This is a genomic window from Streptomyces sp. NPDC052225 (assembly GCF_040679615.1).
Lineage (GTDB): Bacteria > Actinomycetota > Actinomycetes > Streptomycetales > Streptomycetaceae > Streptomyces.
In genome coordinates this window covers 38491-54421 of the sequence record NZ_JBFAVD010000018.1, presented here as the reverse complement: position 1 = coordinate 54421, position 15931 = coordinate 38491, and the positions used below count along the sequence as shown (strand labels likewise).

General features: G+C 68.7%; 21 protein-coding genes. 6 read left to right on the top strand and 15 right to left on the bottom strand.

What is annotated here, in order from left to right:
- Positions 1–8 precede the first annotated feature (8 nt).
- The 3 genes from AB0L37_RS24770 to AB0L37_RS24760 are packed head-to-tail and all read right to left on the bottom strand — an operon-like array spanning position 9 to position 1656.
- A complete protein-coding gene (locus AB0L37_RS24770) occupies positions 9–872 on the bottom strand; it encodes a helix-turn-helix transcriptional regulator (RefSeq protein ID WP_365509381.1) in 864 nt (287 codons plus the stop codon).
- A gap of 24 nt (positions 873–896) precedes the next feature.
- Positions 897–1424, bottom strand: coding sequence for a DUF6879 family protein (locus AB0L37_RS24765; protein WP_365509378.1), 528 nt, complete (start codon positions 1422–1424; stop codon positions 897–899).
- Complete coding sequence (locus AB0L37_RS24760) at positions 1396–1656, bottom strand: hypothetical protein (protein ID WP_365509375.1); 261 nt, start codon at positions 1654–1656, stop codon at positions 1396–1398. Before AB0L37_RS24760 ends, AB0L37_RS24765 begins: the two co-directional genes overlap by 29 nt.
- Before the next feature lie 217 nt (positions 1657–1873).
- Between AB0L37_RS24760 and AB0L37_RS24755 the strand changes: the two genes are divergently transcribed.
- On the top strand, positions 1874–2221 hold the full coding sequence (locus AB0L37_RS24755; protein ID WP_365509372.1) for a DUF6415 family natural product biosynthesis protein: 348 nt from the start codon (positions 1874–1876) through the stop codon (positions 2219–2221).
- A gap of 342 nt (positions 2222–2563) precedes the next feature.
- Here AB0L37_RS24755 and AB0L37_RS24750 read toward each other — a convergent pair whose 3' ends face one another.
- The gene (locus AB0L37_RS24750; RefSeq protein WP_365509369.1) at positions 2564–2836 is read right to left on the bottom strand and encodes a hypothetical protein; all 273 of its coding nucleotides are present in this window, start codon (positions 2834–2836) and stop codon (positions 2564–2566) included.
- A 95-nt stretch (positions 2837–2931) separates the two neighbouring features.
- Between AB0L37_RS24750 and AB0L37_RS24745 the strand changes: the two genes are divergently transcribed.
- Positions 2932–3168 (top strand): hypothetical protein, encoded by a 237-nt coding sequence (locus AB0L37_RS24745; RefSeq protein ID WP_365509366.1) that lies wholly within the window; start codon positions 2932–2934, stop codon positions 3166–3168.
- Positions 3169–3277: 109 nt separating this feature from the next.
- Here AB0L37_RS24745 and AB0L37_RS24740 read toward each other — a convergent pair whose 3' ends face one another.
- On the bottom strand, positions 3278–9046 hold the full coding sequence (locus AB0L37_RS24740; protein WP_365509363.1) for a peptidoglycan DD-metalloendopeptidase family protein: 5769 nt from the start codon (positions 9044–9046) through the stop codon (positions 3278–3280).
- Positions 9047–9184: 138 nt separating this feature from the next.
- Between AB0L37_RS24740 and AB0L37_RS24735 the strand changes: the two genes are divergently transcribed.
- The 4 genes from AB0L37_RS24735 (at position 9185) to AB0L37_RS24720 (ending at position 11134) form a co-directional block, all read left to right on the top strand.
- A complete protein-coding gene (locus AB0L37_RS24735; RefSeq protein WP_365509360.1) occupies positions 9185–9472 on the top strand; it encodes a helix-turn-helix transcriptional regulator in 288 nt (95 codons plus the stop codon).
- Between the two features lie 17 nt (positions 9473–9489).
- Complete coding sequence (locus AB0L37_RS24730) at positions 9490–9867, top strand: hypothetical protein (protein ID WP_365509357.1); 378 nt, start codon at positions 9490–9492, stop codon at positions 9865–9867.
- 161 nt (positions 9868–10028) lie between these two features.
- Entirely contained in the window at positions 10029–10343 is a 315-nt protein-coding gene (locus AB0L37_RS24725) for a hypothetical protein (protein WP_365509354.1), read from the top strand.
- 437 nt (positions 10344–10780) lie between these two features.
- Complete coding sequence (locus tag AB0L37_RS24720) at positions 10781–11134, top strand: hypothetical protein (RefSeq protein WP_365509351.1); 354 nt, start codon at positions 10781–10783, stop codon at positions 11132–11134.
- A 62-nt stretch (positions 11135–11196) separates the two neighbouring features.
- Here the strand turns inward: AB0L37_RS24720 and AB0L37_RS24715 are convergent, their stop codons facing one another.
- The 10 genes from AB0L37_RS24715 to AB0L37_RS24670 all read right to left on the bottom strand — a co-directional run bounded on the left by AB0L37_RS24715 (position 11197) and on the right by AB0L37_RS24670 (position 15830).
- Complete coding sequence (locus AB0L37_RS24715; RefSeq protein ID WP_365509348.1) at positions 11197–11463, bottom strand: hypothetical protein; 267 nt, start codon at positions 11461–11463, stop codon at positions 11197–11199.
- A 23-nt stretch (positions 11464–11486) separates the two neighbouring features.
- Positions 11487–11771: a hypothetical protein gene (locus tag AB0L37_RS24710; protein WP_365509345.1), complete on the bottom strand. Its 285-nt coding sequence runs from the start codon at positions 11769–11771 to the stop codon at positions 11487–11489.
- Entirely contained in the window at positions 11771–12421 is a 651-nt protein-coding gene (locus tag AB0L37_RS24705) for a hypothetical protein (protein ID WP_365509342.1), read from the bottom strand. The genes AB0L37_RS24710 and AB0L37_RS24705 overlap by 1 nt, the downstream gene beginning before the upstream one ends.
- A complete protein-coding gene (locus AB0L37_RS24700; RefSeq protein WP_365509339.1) occupies positions 12418–12786 on the bottom strand; it encodes a helix-turn-helix domain-containing protein in 369 nt (122 codons plus the stop codon). The genes AB0L37_RS24705 and AB0L37_RS24700 overlap by 4 nt, the downstream gene beginning before the upstream one ends.
- A gap of 49 nt (positions 12787–12835) precedes the next feature.
- Positions 12836–13150 carry a hypothetical protein gene (locus tag AB0L37_RS24695; RefSeq protein ID WP_365509337.1) on the bottom strand — a complete coding sequence of 105 codons (315 nt, stop codon included), beginning with the start codon at positions 13148–13150 and terminating at the stop codon, positions 12836–12838.
- Positions 13147–13632 carry a hypothetical protein gene (locus AB0L37_RS24690; RefSeq protein WP_365509334.1) on the bottom strand — a complete coding sequence of 162 codons (486 nt, stop codon included), beginning with the start codon at positions 13630–13632 and terminating at the stop codon, positions 13147–13149. The genes AB0L37_RS24695 and AB0L37_RS24690 overlap by 4 nt, the downstream gene beginning before the upstream one ends.
- 85 nt (positions 13633–13717) lie before the next feature.
- Positions 13718–14365, bottom strand: coding sequence for a hypothetical protein (locus AB0L37_RS24685; RefSeq protein WP_365509331.1), 648 nt, complete (start codon positions 14363–14365; stop codon positions 13718–13720).
- On the bottom strand, positions 14362–14736 hold the full coding sequence (locus AB0L37_RS24680; RefSeq protein ID WP_365509328.1) for a hypothetical protein: 375 nt from the start codon (positions 14734–14736) through the stop codon (positions 14362–14364). Before AB0L37_RS24680 ends, AB0L37_RS24685 begins: the two co-directional genes overlap by 4 nt.
- A gap of 339 nt (positions 14737–15075) precedes the next feature.
- Complete coding sequence (locus AB0L37_RS24675; RefSeq protein ID WP_365509325.1) at positions 15076–15375, bottom strand: hypothetical protein; 300 nt, start codon at positions 15373–15375, stop codon at positions 15076–15078.
- Between the two features lie 77 nt (positions 15376–15452).
- Entirely contained in the window at positions 15453–15830 is a 378-nt protein-coding gene (locus tag AB0L37_RS24670; protein ID WP_365509322.1) for a hypothetical protein, read from the bottom strand.
- Between the last annotated feature and the right edge of the window lie 101 nt (positions 15831–15931).

The window sequence follows — 15931 nt, the reverse complement described above, 5'->3', positions numbered from 1 at the left end:
GCCCTTCGTCATGTCTCGGTGCGGTCGAGGGCGTCGATGGCGCGGGTGATGAGGGACCGGGCATCGGCCCCGTACACGGCCATGCTCCGCAGCCGGTCGAACGCCGCGGCGTACTGGGCGACTTCGGCTGGCTGCGTGACGGTGACTTCTGCGGACACCAGTTCCACGGTCACCCGGTCGCTGTCGTACATGTGGAACGTCTCTTCCGGCCAGTGCGACCGCCGCTCCCCCATCGGGATGATGCCCAGGGAGACAGCCGGCAGGACCCCCGCGGTGAGGAGGTAGCCGAGCTGTGCGCCCATCACGTCGACGTCAGCGATCTGGTGGTAGAGCACCGACTCCTCAACGACTACGACAAAGCGGCGGCCCGGCTCGGTGACGATCCGGGAGCGGTCCATACGGGCCCGCGCCGCGTCGGCGATGTCCTCCGGCGGTAGACCGTGGACGGCCGACGCGATCCCCAGGACGGCGTGCACGTACCCCTCGGCCTGGAGCAGACCGGGCACGAGGGTGGCCGAGTACAGCCGGTGCAGCCTCGCGGCCCGGAACATCTGTACGCGGCTGTCCTGCACGTGGCGCAGCCCCGCGCGCACCTGATCTCGCCACTGCCGGTACATGGATTCGGCGTGGATGGACTGCGCCACGAGTTCCTGCACCTGCCCCTCGGCGCCGGTCGCCTTGCACCAGCGGCGTATGTCGGGGACCGACGGACCCGTGAGGGCGTTCTCGATGCGGGACGTCTTGGAGTAGTGCCAGCCGCAGGCCTCCGCCAGCTGCACGACCGTCAGCCCTGCTTCCTTACGCAGACCGTGTAGCTGCCGGGCCACTGCCTCACGTGCGGCTTGGGCTGATGATGATGGCGACGCGGGCATGGGCTGGCTTCCGGACTTTCCTCGTCAGCGGATTTCGTACTGGTCGTGCGGGGTGGCGAGCTCCCACACGGCGGCGAATGCCTCGGCGCACAGCTTCGCCACAGCCGGATCGTCGGTGACCTCGTGCCCGACCAAGGCGCCGGCACCGGAGAAGAAGCCCCACCGGACGACGCGGTCGTCGAACAGCCAGAAGTCGTTCCCGGGCAGTGCCAGGTTCGAGGCGCGCCGGCGAGGTAGCCACCGCACTTGCTCTCCCGCGCCGACGTTCACGACGGTGCCCGCGTGCTCCCACCGGATGTAGTCGGTGACGGGCTCGGACACGATGCGGGCACGCTGCACCGTGACGCCCCGGGAGGTCGCCTCGCCAATGAGCGACACCCACGGCTGCCAGCTGGGCGAGGCCGGGTCGACGTCGACCTCTCCGGTATCGAGCCAGGCCCGGAACTCGTCGGCCTCTGCGGCGACGCCGTATTGGTCGCGCATCTCCAGGTGGACGGCTGAGCGCTGGCACTGTGCCAGGAGCTCAGCGATCGTCGGTACGTTCGAGGGCACTGCACGCCTCCCTGATCATGTCCGTCATCCTCGCGGGGATCCGAACTACCGCTTCGTTGTCGGGGATTCCTACTGCGTGCCCCGGGACTTCGAACGCCGCGCACTCTGCCTCGAGCGCCGCGCTCGGCTTCCACCCCTGAAGGACGAGTTCGCCTCTCTCTTCATCGATCCACACAGTGGGTGAGTCCCCGGTCTTGGTGTCGGGGTCGATGCCGATGAACCGTAGCGACATGCTCAACTCCGTTCCTGGTGTGTGCAGTTCTTTGCGCAACAGTCGCCCGGTGGGGTGAGCGGGTCAAGGGTGCGAACCAGACATGAGGCTAGGTAGATGGCTCATCCTGCAAAGAACTGCACATAGCTGGTCGGCTCGCACACGGCGGTCCTAGCGTCGGGGTCACGCGGCAACGACCACCGCCCCGGACGGGGCGGCCAAGCCCTGCGGAGGCGCCATGCCCACTCACACGCCCGCCCCCAGTACCGCCGACAGAACCCCTGTCCCCGAACTCCTCTCGGCCGCCTTCTCGGCCATACGGGAGCGACCGGACCTCAACTACAGCCGCACGCTGAACCACCAACTGCGGGCAGAGATCCGCAGGCTGCTGCCCAAGGTGCAGGCACAGATGGACGCCATCACCCCGCGCACCCGAGCCTGGTACGCACGCGACAAGGCCATAGACCTCGCGAGCCAAGAGCTCGACAAGGGCATCAGCCCGAGCCCCCTCGCCGCCTACATGGCGCTCTCCGAACTGGGCCGCCGACTTCACGAGCTCGATGAGTTCGCCGGCGGTGAAGTGTGAGCAGTGAGGGCGGCCGGTTCTGCGCCCGGTGCGACGAGCCGATCAGGCCCGGCGAGGAAGCCGACACGGTCGACGTGTTCAGCGCGTCCGGCCCAGGCGCCATCGTCGAGCGGCACCGCCATTGTCCGGTGAAGCGACCTCTCACGCAGACCGCACCCGTGAGCCAGCGCCGGTAACCCCGGCAGAGAACCCCCGCCACCACACCGGGACCCCGTGCGGCGGCGGGCGGGCGGCGGTAGGACGGCAAGCGGGCCCGCCGCCCACGCAGACCGTGCGCGGTACCCCCCAGGGCTCCTGGGCGCACGGGAGGGCCCCGGCCGGACACGCGGCCGGGGCCCTCAGCTACTCGCCCGACTTCTGCTCGCTCCGGTGGGAGGCTCGGGCGACCTCTTGAAGGACTGCCTGATCGGTCGTGCCGTTGTCGTGCGCCAGCTGACGCAGCAGAAGGGCACACAGGGCAGCCGTGCCGTCCAGCAGCTGCTCGGCCGCCATCGGCTCCTCGGTGCGTCGATCGTGCAGGTACTCCGCGAGCATGCCTCCGTCGGGCGTGTGCTCGGTCAGGTAGGCGGTCATGAACTCGATGCCGCCACGTATGCGGTCGTAGTCGTTAGTCATGCGGGCACCGTGGCACAGGTTCGGTGCTTGTGTTCCCCCGCATCGCGCCGGCGCCCGACTCGCGCATTCGGGGGCGGCGGGCGTCCACTGGATCCATGAGCACAACAGAGCAACTGGCCCGACTTGCAGAGTGGTGGCGGAGCCCCGACACCAGCGACGCCGAGAAGGAGGCAGCTCTCGCGCTGGATCCGGCCGACAACGTGCCGACGCCGCTGGCCGAAAAGCTGCGAGACCGCTACCTGATCGACCTCGTATTCCACGCCCATGGACTGTACGGCCAGACCCAGGAGCTGAAGGACTTCCTGTCCAAGAAGCGGCGCGAGCAAGACTGAGGCCCCCAGGCGCCACCTCAAGCGTCTGGGGGCCTCGCTGCGCCCCGGGCCTCCGTCCGGGGCTGTGGGCGCGCTCTGGCCGCTCTTACTCGGCCGGGCGGCCCCGCCTTCAGCCGACCATCACGGGTCGGTGCAGCATCTCGTCGACGGCCAGCGCGTCGAGGATGCTCTTCCTCGAAGCGACCTCCTTGACCGTCGCGCTGTAGTGCAGGTGCCGGTCGCCGCCCTGGCGGATGTTGGTCTGCTGCTGTACGCGGGTTGTCGTGCCGGCCGCAGTGGCGCGCACGGCGCCGGCCATGCGCTTCGCCGCGGCCACCGCGCGCGGGATTGTCTCCTCAACGCCCCCGGAGTACCCGAGTCCCGAGAAGCGCCCCAGGGCGTGAAGCACCCTGGACGGACTCTTGATCTTCAGTTCCACCTTGATGGTCTTCTGTACGGCCTTGGCGATCTTCGCCATCTGGGCTTCGATCAGCTTCTGCGTCGACGCCAGACCCGTCAGGTAGCCCTTCCCGGAGTCGACGCCCGCGTCGTACAGGGCGTCCGCAGCGTCCTTGCCGAACGCCGTGGTCACCGTGCCGATGGACGCCTGTACCGCGTTGATGTCCTTCAACTGCTGCGGGGTCGCATCGACCAGAGCCCGCGCATACGCGGCGCCCTGCTCCGGGCCCGCCGCGATGATCTGTTGCAGCAGCGCCTTGTTGAGGCCGCGCGCTGCCAGGGTCTTCAGATCCTTGCCGAACGACTTCACCTGCGTGAGCCGGCTCGTCAGGCCAGCCAAGACACCCTCGGCGCCGAACGCGTTGCCCGCGCTGGGCAGGCTGGTCAGTGCGGTGAACTGCACGGCCTGCGCCGTAGTGTCCTTCGCCAGCGTCCCCGCCGCGCTGATCTTCGCCTTGATCTCGTCGCGGGACTTGGCCAGCGCCTGCAACGCCTTGTTCTGCGTTGAGACCTGCTTCAGCAGCTTGTCGTCGAGGGTGGTCTTGACGCCCTTGAACGCGTTCTTGAGTGCCTTGGCGACCTTGTCCATCGCCGCGTCGATCTGGGCGGCCGTGCCCGCCAGCGACTTCAAGAACGCCGACCCGACCGACGCCGCGACCGGCCCCGTGTCGATCCGCTTCCCGCCGACCCTGATCACACCGCCCGAGGCGTAGCCGCCGCCCCGGGGCAGACCGCGGTTGACCCGCAGCCCACCGATGATCCCGCCCATCGCGTAGCCGCCCGGCCGGTTGTAGGCGCGCGAGAGGCTGCCGTAGGTCTTCAGCGCGTACCGCATCGACGCGTACACGTTGGCCAGCGGGTCCACCGAGACCCCGTACTTGAACGGGCCGACCTTGCGGTACTTCCCTGCGTAGGCCTGGAACGTGCCGCGGATGACCTGCATGAGACCGACGCTGGGGTGGCCGAGCGCCCAGTTGATGTCGTTGGTGTTGACGGCATTGGGGTTGCCGCCACTCTCCTGGTTCATGCGGCGCAGCGTCGTGCTGGCCAGGTTCAGCGACTGGCCGACCTGCCGCAGCGCCGACTCGACGACACCGCGCCAGCGCTGGACGCCCTTGCCGCCGGCGTCCGCCGCATGGAAGTAGGGCATCGGGTTGACCGCGATGCCGTTCTTGCGGGCCTCGAGGTGCAGGTGCGGGCCGGTCACGTTGCCCGTCGCACCGGACAGGCCGACCCGGCTGCCGCGGCTGATGACGTCGCCGGCCTGCGCCTTGAGCGCCGACATGTGCGCGTACAGCGAAGCGAGCCCGCCACCGTGGCTGATCATGACGTGCTTGCCGTAGGGGCCGCCCGACACGGACTGGGTGACTGTGCCGTTGTCGACGGCCACCACCTTGGTTCCGGTCCTCGCCGCGAAGTCGACGCCCGTGTGCCGGCCGGATGCCCACATCGGGCCGCGCGTCCCGAACCGGGTAGTGATCGGGGCGTTCACCGGCTTCATCCACCGGCCCGACCCGCCCGACTCGGCTTCCTTGCCGCGGATGAATGCGATGGTCTTGTCGATGAGGCTGTTGGGCAGTCCGCCGACGAGGCCGGGCCAGGTCTTGTTGTTGCCGCCGAGGGCCTTGCTGATGCCCTTTTTGACGGGCTTAAAGGCGGTCTCGGCGAGGTCGGCGAGGCCGCCGCGTACTGCGTCGCCGCCCTTGCTGAACGCTTTGCTGATGCCGGACTTGATGTCGCCGACGATGCCGCCGTCTGCGAAGCCGCGGAACTGCGCCAGCGAACGGCCGGACATGGCGGCGGCGTTGACGGCATGGAGGCGGGCGCGTTCGTAGGGGTCGCGCATGGCTTCGGAGACGTAGACGCCTTCGCCGCGGCGCATGGGAACGAGTTGGTCGTCGCCGTCGCGGTAGGTGGACCAGCCGGGGAGGATGCCGCCGCGGGCGAAGCCCTTCGGCAGCGGCAACTCCTTGAGCTCTCCGACGCCGGGGAGGTGCGCCGCTGTGCGGTTCCACACGCTGCGGATGCCGTTGTTGTAGACCGTCTCGATCCAGAACTTCACCGGGCTCTTGACGACGTTCTTGATGCCGTCCCAGATCCGCTTGATGCCGTCCTTCATGTCGCGGAACGCCTGTTGGAGGCCGTCCTTGAACCGGTCGAACCCGTCCTTGATCTTGCCCCAGGCGTCGGAGGCGGTCGACTTGACGTTGCCCCAGAACTGCCGCCAGATCCGGGAGACGGAGTCCTTCAGGTTGGTGAAGATCTCCCCGGCCTTGCGGCGCATGTCGCCGAACCAGCGGATAGTTCCGTTGACGATGTCGGGGATGATCGAGTGCCCGAGCAGGAAGTCAAACAGCAGGTTAAACAGCCAAGCGATCTTGTCCGTCAGCCACTTGACCGCGTCGTAGGCGGGCTGGAACTTCTCCCGCATCGTCGTCATGAAGTCGATCAGGCCTTGCAGGGCGGGCACGACGATGCCGACGATCACGAACGTGGCGAGCTTCAGGAACAGCAGCGTGATCTGGGTGAGCGGCCCGATCAGGGGCAGCAGCGCGGGCAGCAGCTGCGTCAGCAGCATGACGCCGAACAGCATGATCTGCGGGATCAGCGGAGTGACCGCAATCAGGATGTCCACGATGCTCTGGGCGAGCTGCAGCACCACCGGGATCAGCTGCGGGATGACGGGGATCAGCTGCTGCAGGATCACCATGAACTGCTCGGCGAACGCCTGCGCGATCTGCACGACGACGTTGGTCAGCGCCTCGATGATCGGCCGCAGGGTGACGCCCAGGAGCGTCGCCACCAGCTGAATGACCGGCGTCAGCATGGTGAAGATCCCCGCCACCGTTTCGATCAGCGGGATCAGCGGAGGCAGCAGCGCGGCAACCAGGTTGCCGATGACAGGCAGCAGCGGCGACAGGGCGGTGACCAGGGTGCCGATCGCCTGCGCGGCCACGACCAGGACAGGGCCGAGTGCCTGAGCGACCGGCATCAGCGCCGCACCGAGATCCTTGACCAGGTTCTGGATGACGGGACCGAGGATCTCCGTCAACTGCTCCACTGTGGGGGCGAGTTCGGCGAGGATCGGCAGGACGGCCTGAATCGCCGACCCCAGCGCCCCGGCGAGCAGGCCGGCGACGGCAGAGATCGCGGAGAAGATCTTGGTGAGTGCCGCCTGCACTTCGGGCATGTTGACGACGCGGTTGATCTCCTTGATGACCGAGCCGATCACCCCGAAGAAGTCCCCGCCGCCCGCCGCCGCGGCCTTGAAGACCCCGGTGATGATCCCGCCGAGATCGGCCAGCACCTTGCCGAACTGCAGGGCCACGTCCAGGGCGTTGTCGATGGCCTTCGTCAGCGACCCGTCCTTGAAGGCCTTGCCGAGCTTGTCCATGACGCGGTCCATGGCGCCGGCCAGGCCCTTGGTCATCCGGTCGAAGACAGGCTGCGCGGCGACCGACAGCTGTGCGAACCCGGTGAGCAGCTGGCCGGGGATGCGGGACAGGTTGCCGAGGCTGGAGCGGATGCCGTCGAACAGCTTGCCCAGGGTGCCGGTCTTCTCCAGGTTGGAGACCGCGTTCAGCGCGTTCTTCGCCATCGTGCTCAGCGCGCCAGCAGCGCCGACGAGTCCGGTGCGGACGGTCGGCAGGATCTGACTGCCGACGGACTGCAGGCGCGTGCCCAGCCCGGCGAACAGGCGGTCTTGCACGTCGAGCTTCATGCCACGCCAGGCCGGCGCCATCTGCCGCAGCGTGCCGACGAACGCCCGCGCGTTGGGGCTCAGCTTCGCCAGCGCCTGGTCGAGCTTGGACGTCTGTGCGGCGGCTGCCTCGTGGGCCTGCGCGACCTGCCGGGCCGCATCGGCTACCTGCCGGTGCGCGTCCTGGAGGTTCCGCTGCTGCTCGGCTACCTGCTCGTTCGCAGCGCGGATCTTCTCGCGGGCCTGTACGACCTGATCCGAGCCGTCGACGCCGGCCTTGTTCGCTGCCGCGGTGTCGGCGGCCAGGCGCTTTTGCTGGCGGGCCTGCTCGTCGACGTTGGCCTTCGCCCGTTGCAGGGCGAGGTCGGCTTGCTGGATCTGCAGCTGGGTCGCCGCGGGGTCGGAGCGCACCCGGGCGAGGTCTTCCTCCGCCTGCTGCACATCGAGGGCCGCCTGCTTCTGATCCAGTCGGCCTTGCTTGAGCTGGGCGTTCATGTCCTGCAACGCCCGCGTGGCTTCGCGGCGTGCCACGGACAGCTCGGCCTGCGCCTGGCGGGCGGCGCGCTGAGCCTGCGAGAGGGAGCGTTCCGCGTCCGCGACCCCGCGCTGCGCCGTGGCCAGGGAGCGTTGCGCCGATTCGACCTGGCGGGTCGCCGAGGCTGCGGCCTTCGCGCCCGTGTCGGTGCCGGAGAAGGCGGCCTTGATGGCGTCGCCCACCCCGGATGTTCCGATCTTGATGGCCGCGAACCCGCCGAGCAGCGTGGCCAGCGCCGGCGCGGCCGTGGCGGCCAGCGGGCCCATCTGCGCGAGGGCCGAGCCGAGGGAGGCGATGGCGGGGAAGGCGCCGAGCGCGGCAGCCCCGAGCGCCACGAACCGGGAGCTGAGCAGCCCCAGGCCGCCCGCACCGCCGCCCCCGCCGCCGAGTCCGCTCAGCGCCCCCGTCAGCGCCGACAGCCCGGTGGAGCGCACCCGGATGTTCGCCGTGCGGTCGCGGGCGGCGAACGCCAACGCCCGGTTCGCATCGGTGGTGTTGGCGCGGGCGACGATGCTCGCCGTGCGCCTGCGCGTCAGGTTCGCCAGGTCGTTCGCGGCGACCCGGGTGTCGACGTCGGCGAGGATCCGCACGTTGCGGCGCTGGGTCAGGCCGCGGAGCTCATTGGCTGCAACCCGGGTGTCGACGCTCGCCCGGATGTTGACGACGCGGTCCTTGCACAGCCGGTCGAGCTGGCGGACAGCCGTGTTGTACGCGGCTTCCTGGATCTTCGGAAGGATGTCGACGGTGCGCTGGCCGAGCAGCTTGTCGAGGCGGCTCCTGGCGGCGCTCTCGTCGACGTCGACGCCGACCTTGACGGTGCGGTCCCGCGTCAGCCGGTCCAGCGCCTGGCCGGCCTTGCCGGTGTCCGCCTCCGCGGTGACCTTCACCTTGCGGTCGGCGGTCAGCTTGTCGAGCTGCGTCTTGGCCGCGCCCGCGTCCAGCTCGACCTGCAGCTTGATGGGGCGGGTACGCGTCAGTGTGTCGAGGCGTTCCTTGATGCCGGTGACGTCGAGGGACGCCTTGACCTTGACGGTCGGCGTCATCGTTTCGAGGCGGCGCTGAATGGTGTCGTGGATGACGTCGGCGGCCTTGAGCGCGCCGGGCCGGACCGCCTTCGGCAGTACCTCGCGCAGGGTCGGGCCGAACGTCGACGTGTCCGGGATCAGGGATACCCGGGTGCGTCCCACCACTGTTGCTTCGGCCATTGCGCCACTCCCGACGAATCGAAGGCGGTGCCCGCCCCAGGACCGACCAAAGCCAAGGAAGACGGACACCTAACCGTTGATTGTATGCCCTAGGGCATGATTCGGGCTACGATTCAAAGGTTGAAAGGGGTTCTGGGGATGGGATCGAAGGTGCTCATCAGGGTGCGGCGCACACCTCCGAAGGCGCTCGGCCCGCTCCTGCGTGACGCACGGCAGCGCGCCGGCCTCACCCAGGGGCAGACCTCCCGCGACGCGGGGATCCCGCAGCCGTACCTGTCCCGCCTCGAGGCCGGGCAGCGCGTGCCGTCCATGGCCGTCGCCGAACGCCTCGCAGACGTCCTGCGCCTCACCCTCCCCGAGTGCCGGACCCTCTACGCCGCCGCCGTCTCCGACGCCGGCCGCTCCCACCCCGCCCGCGCCCACTGACCTACGAGGAGAAGCCCATGCCGCGCACCCCGATCCCGTACACGCCCCTCGCCGCGAACGCTCCCACCGCCGCCCCGGCCGGGACCGCCATCGACGCGACGCTCGTCACCAACGGCGCCGCCCTCAATGACGCCGGCCCCGACCAGACAGTCCTGCGCGTCACCAACACCGCGGGCAACACGAAGACGTTCACCGTCAAGGCCGGCGACAGTGGTGCCGCTGCATGGATGGCCGGGCAGGGAGGGCTGACCGTGAGCGTCGCCGCGGGCGGGGACGTTTTCGTCGGCCCGCTCGACTCGGCCCGCTTCAACCAGCGCGGCGGCCAGGTTCACATCGACTTCGCCTCCGGCTTCACCGGCGCCATCACCGCGCTCCGCGTCCCCAAGTACAGCTGAACCGGGCACTACGAAAGGGTGGGCGCTGGTGCCCACCCCCAGCCCGTACAACTCCGTGCGCCAGGCGCTCACTTCGGAGCAGCGACGGACAGTTGGCGACAACACGGACCCTCACCCACGGGCTGACGCCACACTCATCCCTCCGACCACCTGGGGGGACCATGGCTGACCAGTACCTCAACGCGCCCATCCGCGCCCGCATGTACGCCACCACCAAGCACAAGGTGATCTGGGTGGTGGCCGTCCTCGCGTCCGCCGGCCTCGTGACGCCGATCCTGTTCTTCATCGCCGCGAAGAAGGGCGTCACCAACTTCATCCCGGCGATCGTCTACGCCGCCATCACGTGGGGCAGCACCCTCGGCAACACAGCGGTCTTCGGCGACAGCAACTGGATCGGCGGGGTCCTCGCCATCACGATGATCGTGGGCGCCGCGCACGCCGCCCTCCTCGATCACGACTGGAAGCCAGCGCGCTGACCACCGCAGAACGAGAGGCCCCCATGTCGGCATGGGGGCCTCTCTCGTGAGCTACTTCGGGCACTCCGCGGGCTGGCCGGGAACGTCGACGTGACGGACGTCCTTGGGCTGCTCGCCAACGCGAGTGGCCGTGAAGGTGATGGCGTGGCCGCAGCGGCAGATCTCGGTGATCAAGTTGATCCCCTCCCTGGGGTGTTGGGCTGTCACCCCATAGGTCGCCACACGGCCGCGGGACAGCGCGGTTCTACAGGTTTGTTCAGCGTGTCGCGCGGCGAGCCCGCGCGTGCCATCACCGTGCATCAGCCCTATCGCGCCGCAGGTCAAAGGCTACGAATCGCATCCCTTATGCGGTTAGAGGGTCGAGGGTTTCGGTACCGCCGAGACCCTCACGCCGTAATCCACAGCTGTGGAAAGGCAGGGGGATCTACGCTCTCGCCATGAACGATGCAGAGGTCATACGGAAGGTCGTCGCCATCCTTACCGAGTTGAGCACTTGGACTGGTAGCCCGGGCGCCGACCAGGATCCCCCGGCTGACGGCATGAAGCTAGTCGGGGAGATCGTCGACGAGTTCATGGTCGCTGAGGCCGAGATCCCCGATGGCGCCTCGCCGCAAGAGATCGCCACCATCGCCGCTACCGCGCTCACCCCCGGTGTCGCCCGAGCGTTCGGAGCCTTCGCGCGCGCTTTCCACGACCTCGCGCAGGAGCACGACCGACACAACCCCGCAGTCACCTCGGCTGACATCCTCCGCCGTCTGGCCCTGGAAGCCGACGCCGAGACTGACGACTAACGCAGAACGAAGGGCCCGCCACCATGCCGCGGCGGCGGGCCCTTCGTTTTCCGGTGGGAGGTCTACCGGAGGAACGGCGGTGGATCCTCGAAGACTTGAGCGTTGACTGCAGCGTCGACGGCCTTCCCCGACACCCTCTCGAGGAAGCCGCCGATCCACCCCTGAGGGTCCTCGTGCCCGGACGTCCGCAGCGCCCCGTCCAGCGAGGACAGCGCCACATCCGTGAGCCCCTTCACGACGGCCTGCAGATCCCGACGCGACAGCTTCCGCACCAGCAGATGGGCCCGCTCCTCATCACCCTCGTGCCGAGCGCGCAGCAGCTCGTACACGACCACCTCAAGCGAAGGGGCGCTCACATCTCTGCCCCGCCAGCCGGCTGAGCGGCGTCGCCCGCCATGTACGCCGCCAACTGCCCGCCGTGCAGGGCGGCCACCTTCTCGCGGGGGCTCAGCGCCTCGACCTCCGCGGCCGTCATCTGCACGACCGGCCGCCCTTCCGCGTCGACCGGCACCGTGTACGGCCGCACTGACTGCCGCGGCGCCGCCAGGTACTCGCTGAACTGGCCGGCCTGCGCGGCGGCTGCGATCTCGCCCGGCGTCATGCCCGCGATTTCCTGAGCGCCGATCTGCTCCGTCATCACGCCGCCTCTCGACTCGTCGTCACGTCCGTCTTCGCGGCGAGCAGCTGCGCCACGATGTGACGGTCAGGCTCCGGGTCCGTGAACCCCTTGGCCCGCCTGCCCGGGATCAGCTTCCGCCGGTTGCGCTCACCCTCGATCACGGCGAGCAGCGCGCGCTCCGTGAAGTGGTTCTCATGCGTGTCGTACCGGCCACCGCCGGCTTCGAACACCACCCAGCCACCGTCACGGTGAACGATCCGGTCCGACATCCCCAGGTCGATGAAGGTGTCCGCGTGCCGACGCGTCGCGGCCTGGCGGTCAGCGGCGAGACGCTGCACCTCATCGATCGCCTTCAGGGCCGCCTCGCACGCATCCGCCAGCACCTCCGGACTCAGCGCCTCGAGCTCCTGCCGGGCCGTCTCCTCGGCTTCCTGGCGCCGCCGCTCGAGGTCGGCCGCCTCGGCGTCGGCGACCAGCTGCTCGGCGCGCCGCTGTTGCAGAGCCGCAAGGCGCTGCACGCCGTACCGCTCGCCCATCTCAAGCGCTGTGACTTCCTCGCCGCCGGACTGCACCCGTTCCTCAAGCGCAGCGATCAGGTCGTCGGCCTCGGCCTTCTGCCGCCTCGCGTCCTCGAGTTGGGCCTGCGCCGCCGTCATCTGCTCACTCATGCCGCCTCCGTCTCGTCGTCGACGGCACCAGCCGCCGCAGTGATCAGCCACGTCGTCCCCACCTTCCGCGCCGGCAGTTGGCCCGACCGGGCCAGCCGACGCACGTAGGACTCCGAGCAGCCCATCCGGCGGGCCGTCTCCGCAGCTGTCTCCACAATGGCCGCGCCCTCAAAGGGAGTTCCGGCCACGGAACCGCCAGGGGTCCGGACCAGACCGGACCCCTTCTCGCCCTCGTCCTGGGCGCTACGCAGCGCCCACAACAAGCGGTAGATCTGCGGGGTCAGTCGGCCGCCGTTCGCCCGCACCTCCGCCGACAGGTCACGCAACAGACGCCGCAACACCTCGCCGGCCAGGGCGGGAGGCACGACGACGCTGCCGTCCTCCCGCACCAGGCCAGCCGCACCAGGCGGCAACTCACGCCGAACCATCGGACACTCCGCCAGGCGGCAGCGCGGCCGTCATCAGCACCATCCGCGCCTGCGCCACATCCCGCGGCGACCAGCAGTAGCCCGCCACTCCGACGAACCTGTTCAACGGTGGCATCCGCGACGGCCGCACAGCAGCCGACCGCAGCCATACGGCGATCACCGTGCCGCCCTTCGACGCCATGAACGTCGGATCCTCCGGGCGCTGCTGCTCCCGAGTCTGGGCGAACACCACCCAGCCGGCCCGGCGAGCCATCGCCGCAGCATCCTCATGCCAACGAAGATCCTTCAACGCCAACTTCATGATCGGACACCTTCGCTCTCGACGTCTCCCGCGCGCGCCTGACCGCAGGCCTGCGCCCACCGGTCCCTCGCTCGGCTGTCGTTGGGGATGAGGCTGTCGGGCTGACAGTCTGTTGTGGGGCCCTTCGGGGACCTGGCAACTGTGGGGATATGCCCACGGTCGCGTTTTGCGTCTGTCGTGCTGACGGACGCAGTCGTTGCCTGCTGAGCAACGGTTGCGACTCCGAGCGCCGGAGCCGCAACCGTGACCGTCTCGGTCACAGCTGCGTGGCGCTCTGCCTCGTCGGGGTTTTCCTGGGATCCGAGGTTCCGCAGCTTGGCTGCGTGCCTTCTGCTGAGCCCTGCGGTTCGTGCTGCGGCCCGTTGTTCGCGCTGCTGGCGGTCGCGTTCGCGGCGCTTCCGGGCGGCTTCGATCTTCTGCTGTACGCGGTCCTCGGCGGATGCGAGGGCTGCGGCTATGAGTTCCTGGCCGTCGGTGGCCATCGTCTCTCCACGTTCCGGGCGGGGGCTGAGGGAGACTGGGGAAGTAGGCCGGGCCTGATTCGAGCGGGCCCGGCCGTCGTGCTCGTCAGCGGCCGATGAACAGCTGCGGAAGCTGCTGAAGGGTTCGCCAAGACTGCTGGTACTCGGTGACCGGCAGCAGCTCGGCTAGCTCCGCAGAGGGGCGCAAGGGACTGCCGTAGTCCTTCGCGTACTGCTCTTCCAGCTTGCGGAGTTGGTTCTTCTTGTAGTCCGTGGATGGATGCGCCGTTGAGTTCCAGGCGTCATAGAAGGGCTGGCTGACAACTCCGGAGAACATCGTTCCGCGGAGGGGGGCCTGGGCGGAGATCTGGTGTTCCTGGGGGTCGCGGTACGCGGTCATGCCCTTGCCGTCCTGCCGGATCTCGCCTTCTGCGATTCGGGCCATGATGTACTCGCTGGCGAGGGGATGCTGGTGGTAGGCGTGCATAGGCGGGAAGGCCGTGGCGCGGCGGAGTTCCGTCCCGAGCTGCCACACGATGTGCAGGTGTTCGCCGAGATCGTCGCAGCGGTCGGGGTGGTAGTTGATGGTGCCCCACGGTGTTCCGTTGATTCCCCCGGCGGTGTTGATGACGGGCTGCTTGATCAGCTGCCGGAAGATGTTCTGCGTCATGCTCTTTCCGCTGACGGTCAGCGTCTTGATCTGTACGGCGGCAGTGACGACTTCGGTATTGGTGGCACTGGGCTGACTGGTCATCGTCGCTCCTCGGGCTTCTTCGCGCCGGCGAGGGTGTGCTGGTGGTATTCGCCGTCGGGGTCGTCGGCGAAGGCGTCGGTGGCGTTGTGGGTGAGGTGCTTGAGGAAGTCGGGGATGTCTTCCCAGAGGTCGACCCATCCTTCGGAGAGCGGGTATCCGGCGTTGACCATGGCTTCGACCTTGCGGCCGCAGTCGCCTTTGTGGGCGACGTACAGCGGGGACTGGCGGTGTGGGCCGGGGGTGCCGTCGCCGATGGTGGTGGCCCAGGTGACGATGCCTTCGCCGACGACCTGCTTGCGGCAGGCGTCGCAGACGAAGGCCGGGCAGTTCATGGCTTCGGGCGGTCCGGAGCGCGCGATGTATTCGATCAAGATTCCTCCCGATTGCGGCTGGTCTGTGGTGTGAAGGTACGGCCGACTCGGCCTCGTCGTCCGGGAGTTGGATCAGGTCCACTGCAACGCTGACCGGTCAGTCGCGGAGCGCGAGGCTGATGAGGCTGGGCTCTTTGTCGTAGCCGCGGACCCTGAAATCGGCGTAGGCCGTCATGAGGGTGTGGGCGGCCATTGTGAGCCGGTCCTGCCAGTGCCTCACGGAATCGGTAGTTGCGGCGAACTCCTTCGGGGTGGGCAACCGTGTCGATGCCGACACGGTTGCGGGATGCTGGGTGGGAGGCCGCCCCGGTTCCCGCGGGGCGGCCTCAGTTGTGCGGGTTAGCCCCGGCCCTCGGTGGCCGCGGTGCGGGTGATCTCGCGGGCACGGAGCTCGAAGCCGGAGACAGCGGGGTTGTGCTCGCGGAGCTCGTTCGGCGTCCACACCATGTCGACGTACAGGAACGCCGGCTGCACACAGGTGGTGACAGTGCCGTCGGTGAGGTGCGCCTCCACGACGGTGGCCCAGCCGATGACCGGGCGGACGACCTCGGGCTGGGTCTCGTCGCCCTCGTCGAAAGCGATGACCCAGTCGTGGCCTGCGGGCGCCATGTTGAGGACGGATCCGGTGGCGATGTTCATGAGTTCTCCTCGGTAATGGTGAACCCGTCATCAGTGGTGACGGGTGATCCGTCTGCCGTGCGGACGGAATTCGTGGGCTATATCCACTGCATGTGCTGGCCGGGCAGGTCGAAGGCGCGGATGCCGTCGGGCCTGGTCCGTCCGGTGAGCACGAAGTACAGGTCGTGCGATGCCTCGACGCGGTGGTCGTGACAGACGGCGATGCGGATGATGTCGCCGAGTCCGTCGCGGGCGAAGCCGAGTCCGGTCGCGCCGTCGTCTTCGGTGGCGACCTGGGCGAGGGCGAGCGTGACGAGGGTGGGGGGCCGCGTGCAGCCGTCAGGCTCAGCGCACTTGGGGGCGCGGAGCCGGCTGGGGACGCGTTCGATGGCGGTCTGCACGATGGCGTACCGGTGGTTGCGGATGTCGTCAGTGAGGGCTTCGAGAGGGCCGGGGGTGAGCGTTCGGTTGCTCATGTGGGTCTCCTGAGGTGAGCGTGAGAAGGACTTTCGAGAGGGGGTGTGGTGGCGCGCTCACGTTTCACCCCCTGTTAAGAGGGGGGTGAAAACGTGAAGCT

Excerpts from the sequence above, each read along its gene's own strand:
- AB0L37_RS24770 (WP_365509381.1), bottom strand. The coding sequence starts at position 872 with ATGCCCGCGTCGCCATCATCATCAGCCCAAGCCGCACGTGAGGCAGTG.
- AB0L37_RS24760 (WP_365509375.1), bottom strand. The coding sequence starts at position 1,656 with ATGTCGCTACGGTTCATCGGCATCGACCCCGACACCAAGACCGGGGAC.
- AB0L37_RS24755 (WP_365509372.1), top strand. The coding sequence starts at position 1,874 with ATGCCCACTCACACGCCCGCCCCCAGTACCGCCGACAGAACCCCTGTC.
- AB0L37_RS24750 (WP_365509369.1), bottom strand. The coding sequence starts at position 2,836 with ATGACTAACGACTACGACCGCATACGTGGCGGCATCGAGTTCATGACC.
- AB0L37_RS24745 (WP_365509366.1), top strand. The coding sequence starts at position 2,932 with ATGAGCACAACAGAGCAACTGGCCCGACTTGCAGAGTGGTGGCGGAGC.
- AB0L37_RS24740 (WP_365509363.1), bottom strand. The coding sequence starts at position 9,046 with ATGGCCGAAGCAACAGTGGTGGGACGCACCCGGGTATCCCTGATCCCG.
- AB0L37_RS24735 (WP_365509360.1), top strand. The coding sequence starts at position 9,185 with ATGGGATCGAAGGTGCTCATCAGGGTGCGGCGCACACCTCCGAAGGCG.
- AB0L37_RS24730 (WP_365509357.1), top strand. The coding sequence starts at position 9,490 with ATGCCGCGCACCCCGATCCCGTACACGCCCCTCGCCGCGAACGCTCCC.
- AB0L37_RS24725 (WP_365509354.1), top strand. The coding sequence starts at position 10,029 with ATGGCTGACCAGTACCTCAACGCGCCCATCCGCGCCCGCATGTACGCC.
- AB0L37_RS24720 (WP_365509351.1), top strand. The coding sequence starts at position 10,781 with ATGAACGATGCAGAGGTCATACGGAAGGTCGTCGCCATCCTTACCGAG.
- AB0L37_RS24710 (WP_365509345.1), bottom strand. The coding sequence starts at position 11,771 with ATGACGGAGCAGATCGGCGCTCAGGAAATCGCGGGCATGACGCCGGGC.
- AB0L37_RS24705 (WP_365509342.1), bottom strand. The coding sequence starts at position 12,421 with ATGAGTGAGCAGATGACGGCGGCGCAGGCCCAACTCGAGGACGCGAGG.
- AB0L37_RS24695 (WP_365509337.1), bottom strand. The coding sequence starts at position 13,150 with ATGAAGTTGGCGTTGAAGGATCTTCGTTGGCATGAGGATGCTGCGGCG.
- AB0L37_RS24690 (WP_365509334.1), bottom strand. The coding sequence starts at position 13,632 with ATGGCCACCGACGGCCAGGAACTCATAGCCGCAGCCCTCGCATCCGCC.
- AB0L37_RS24685 (WP_365509331.1), bottom strand. The coding sequence starts at position 14,365 with ATGACCAGTCAGCCCAGTGCCACCAATACCGAAGTCGTCACTGCCGCC.
- AB0L37_RS24675 (WP_365509325.1), bottom strand. The coding sequence starts at position 15,375 with ATGAACATCGCCACCGGATCCGTCCTCAACATGGCGCCCGCAGGCCAC.
- AB0L37_RS24670 (WP_365509322.1), bottom strand. The coding sequence starts at position 15,830 with ATGAGCAACCGAACGCTCACCCCCGGCCCTCTCGAAGCCCTCACTGAC.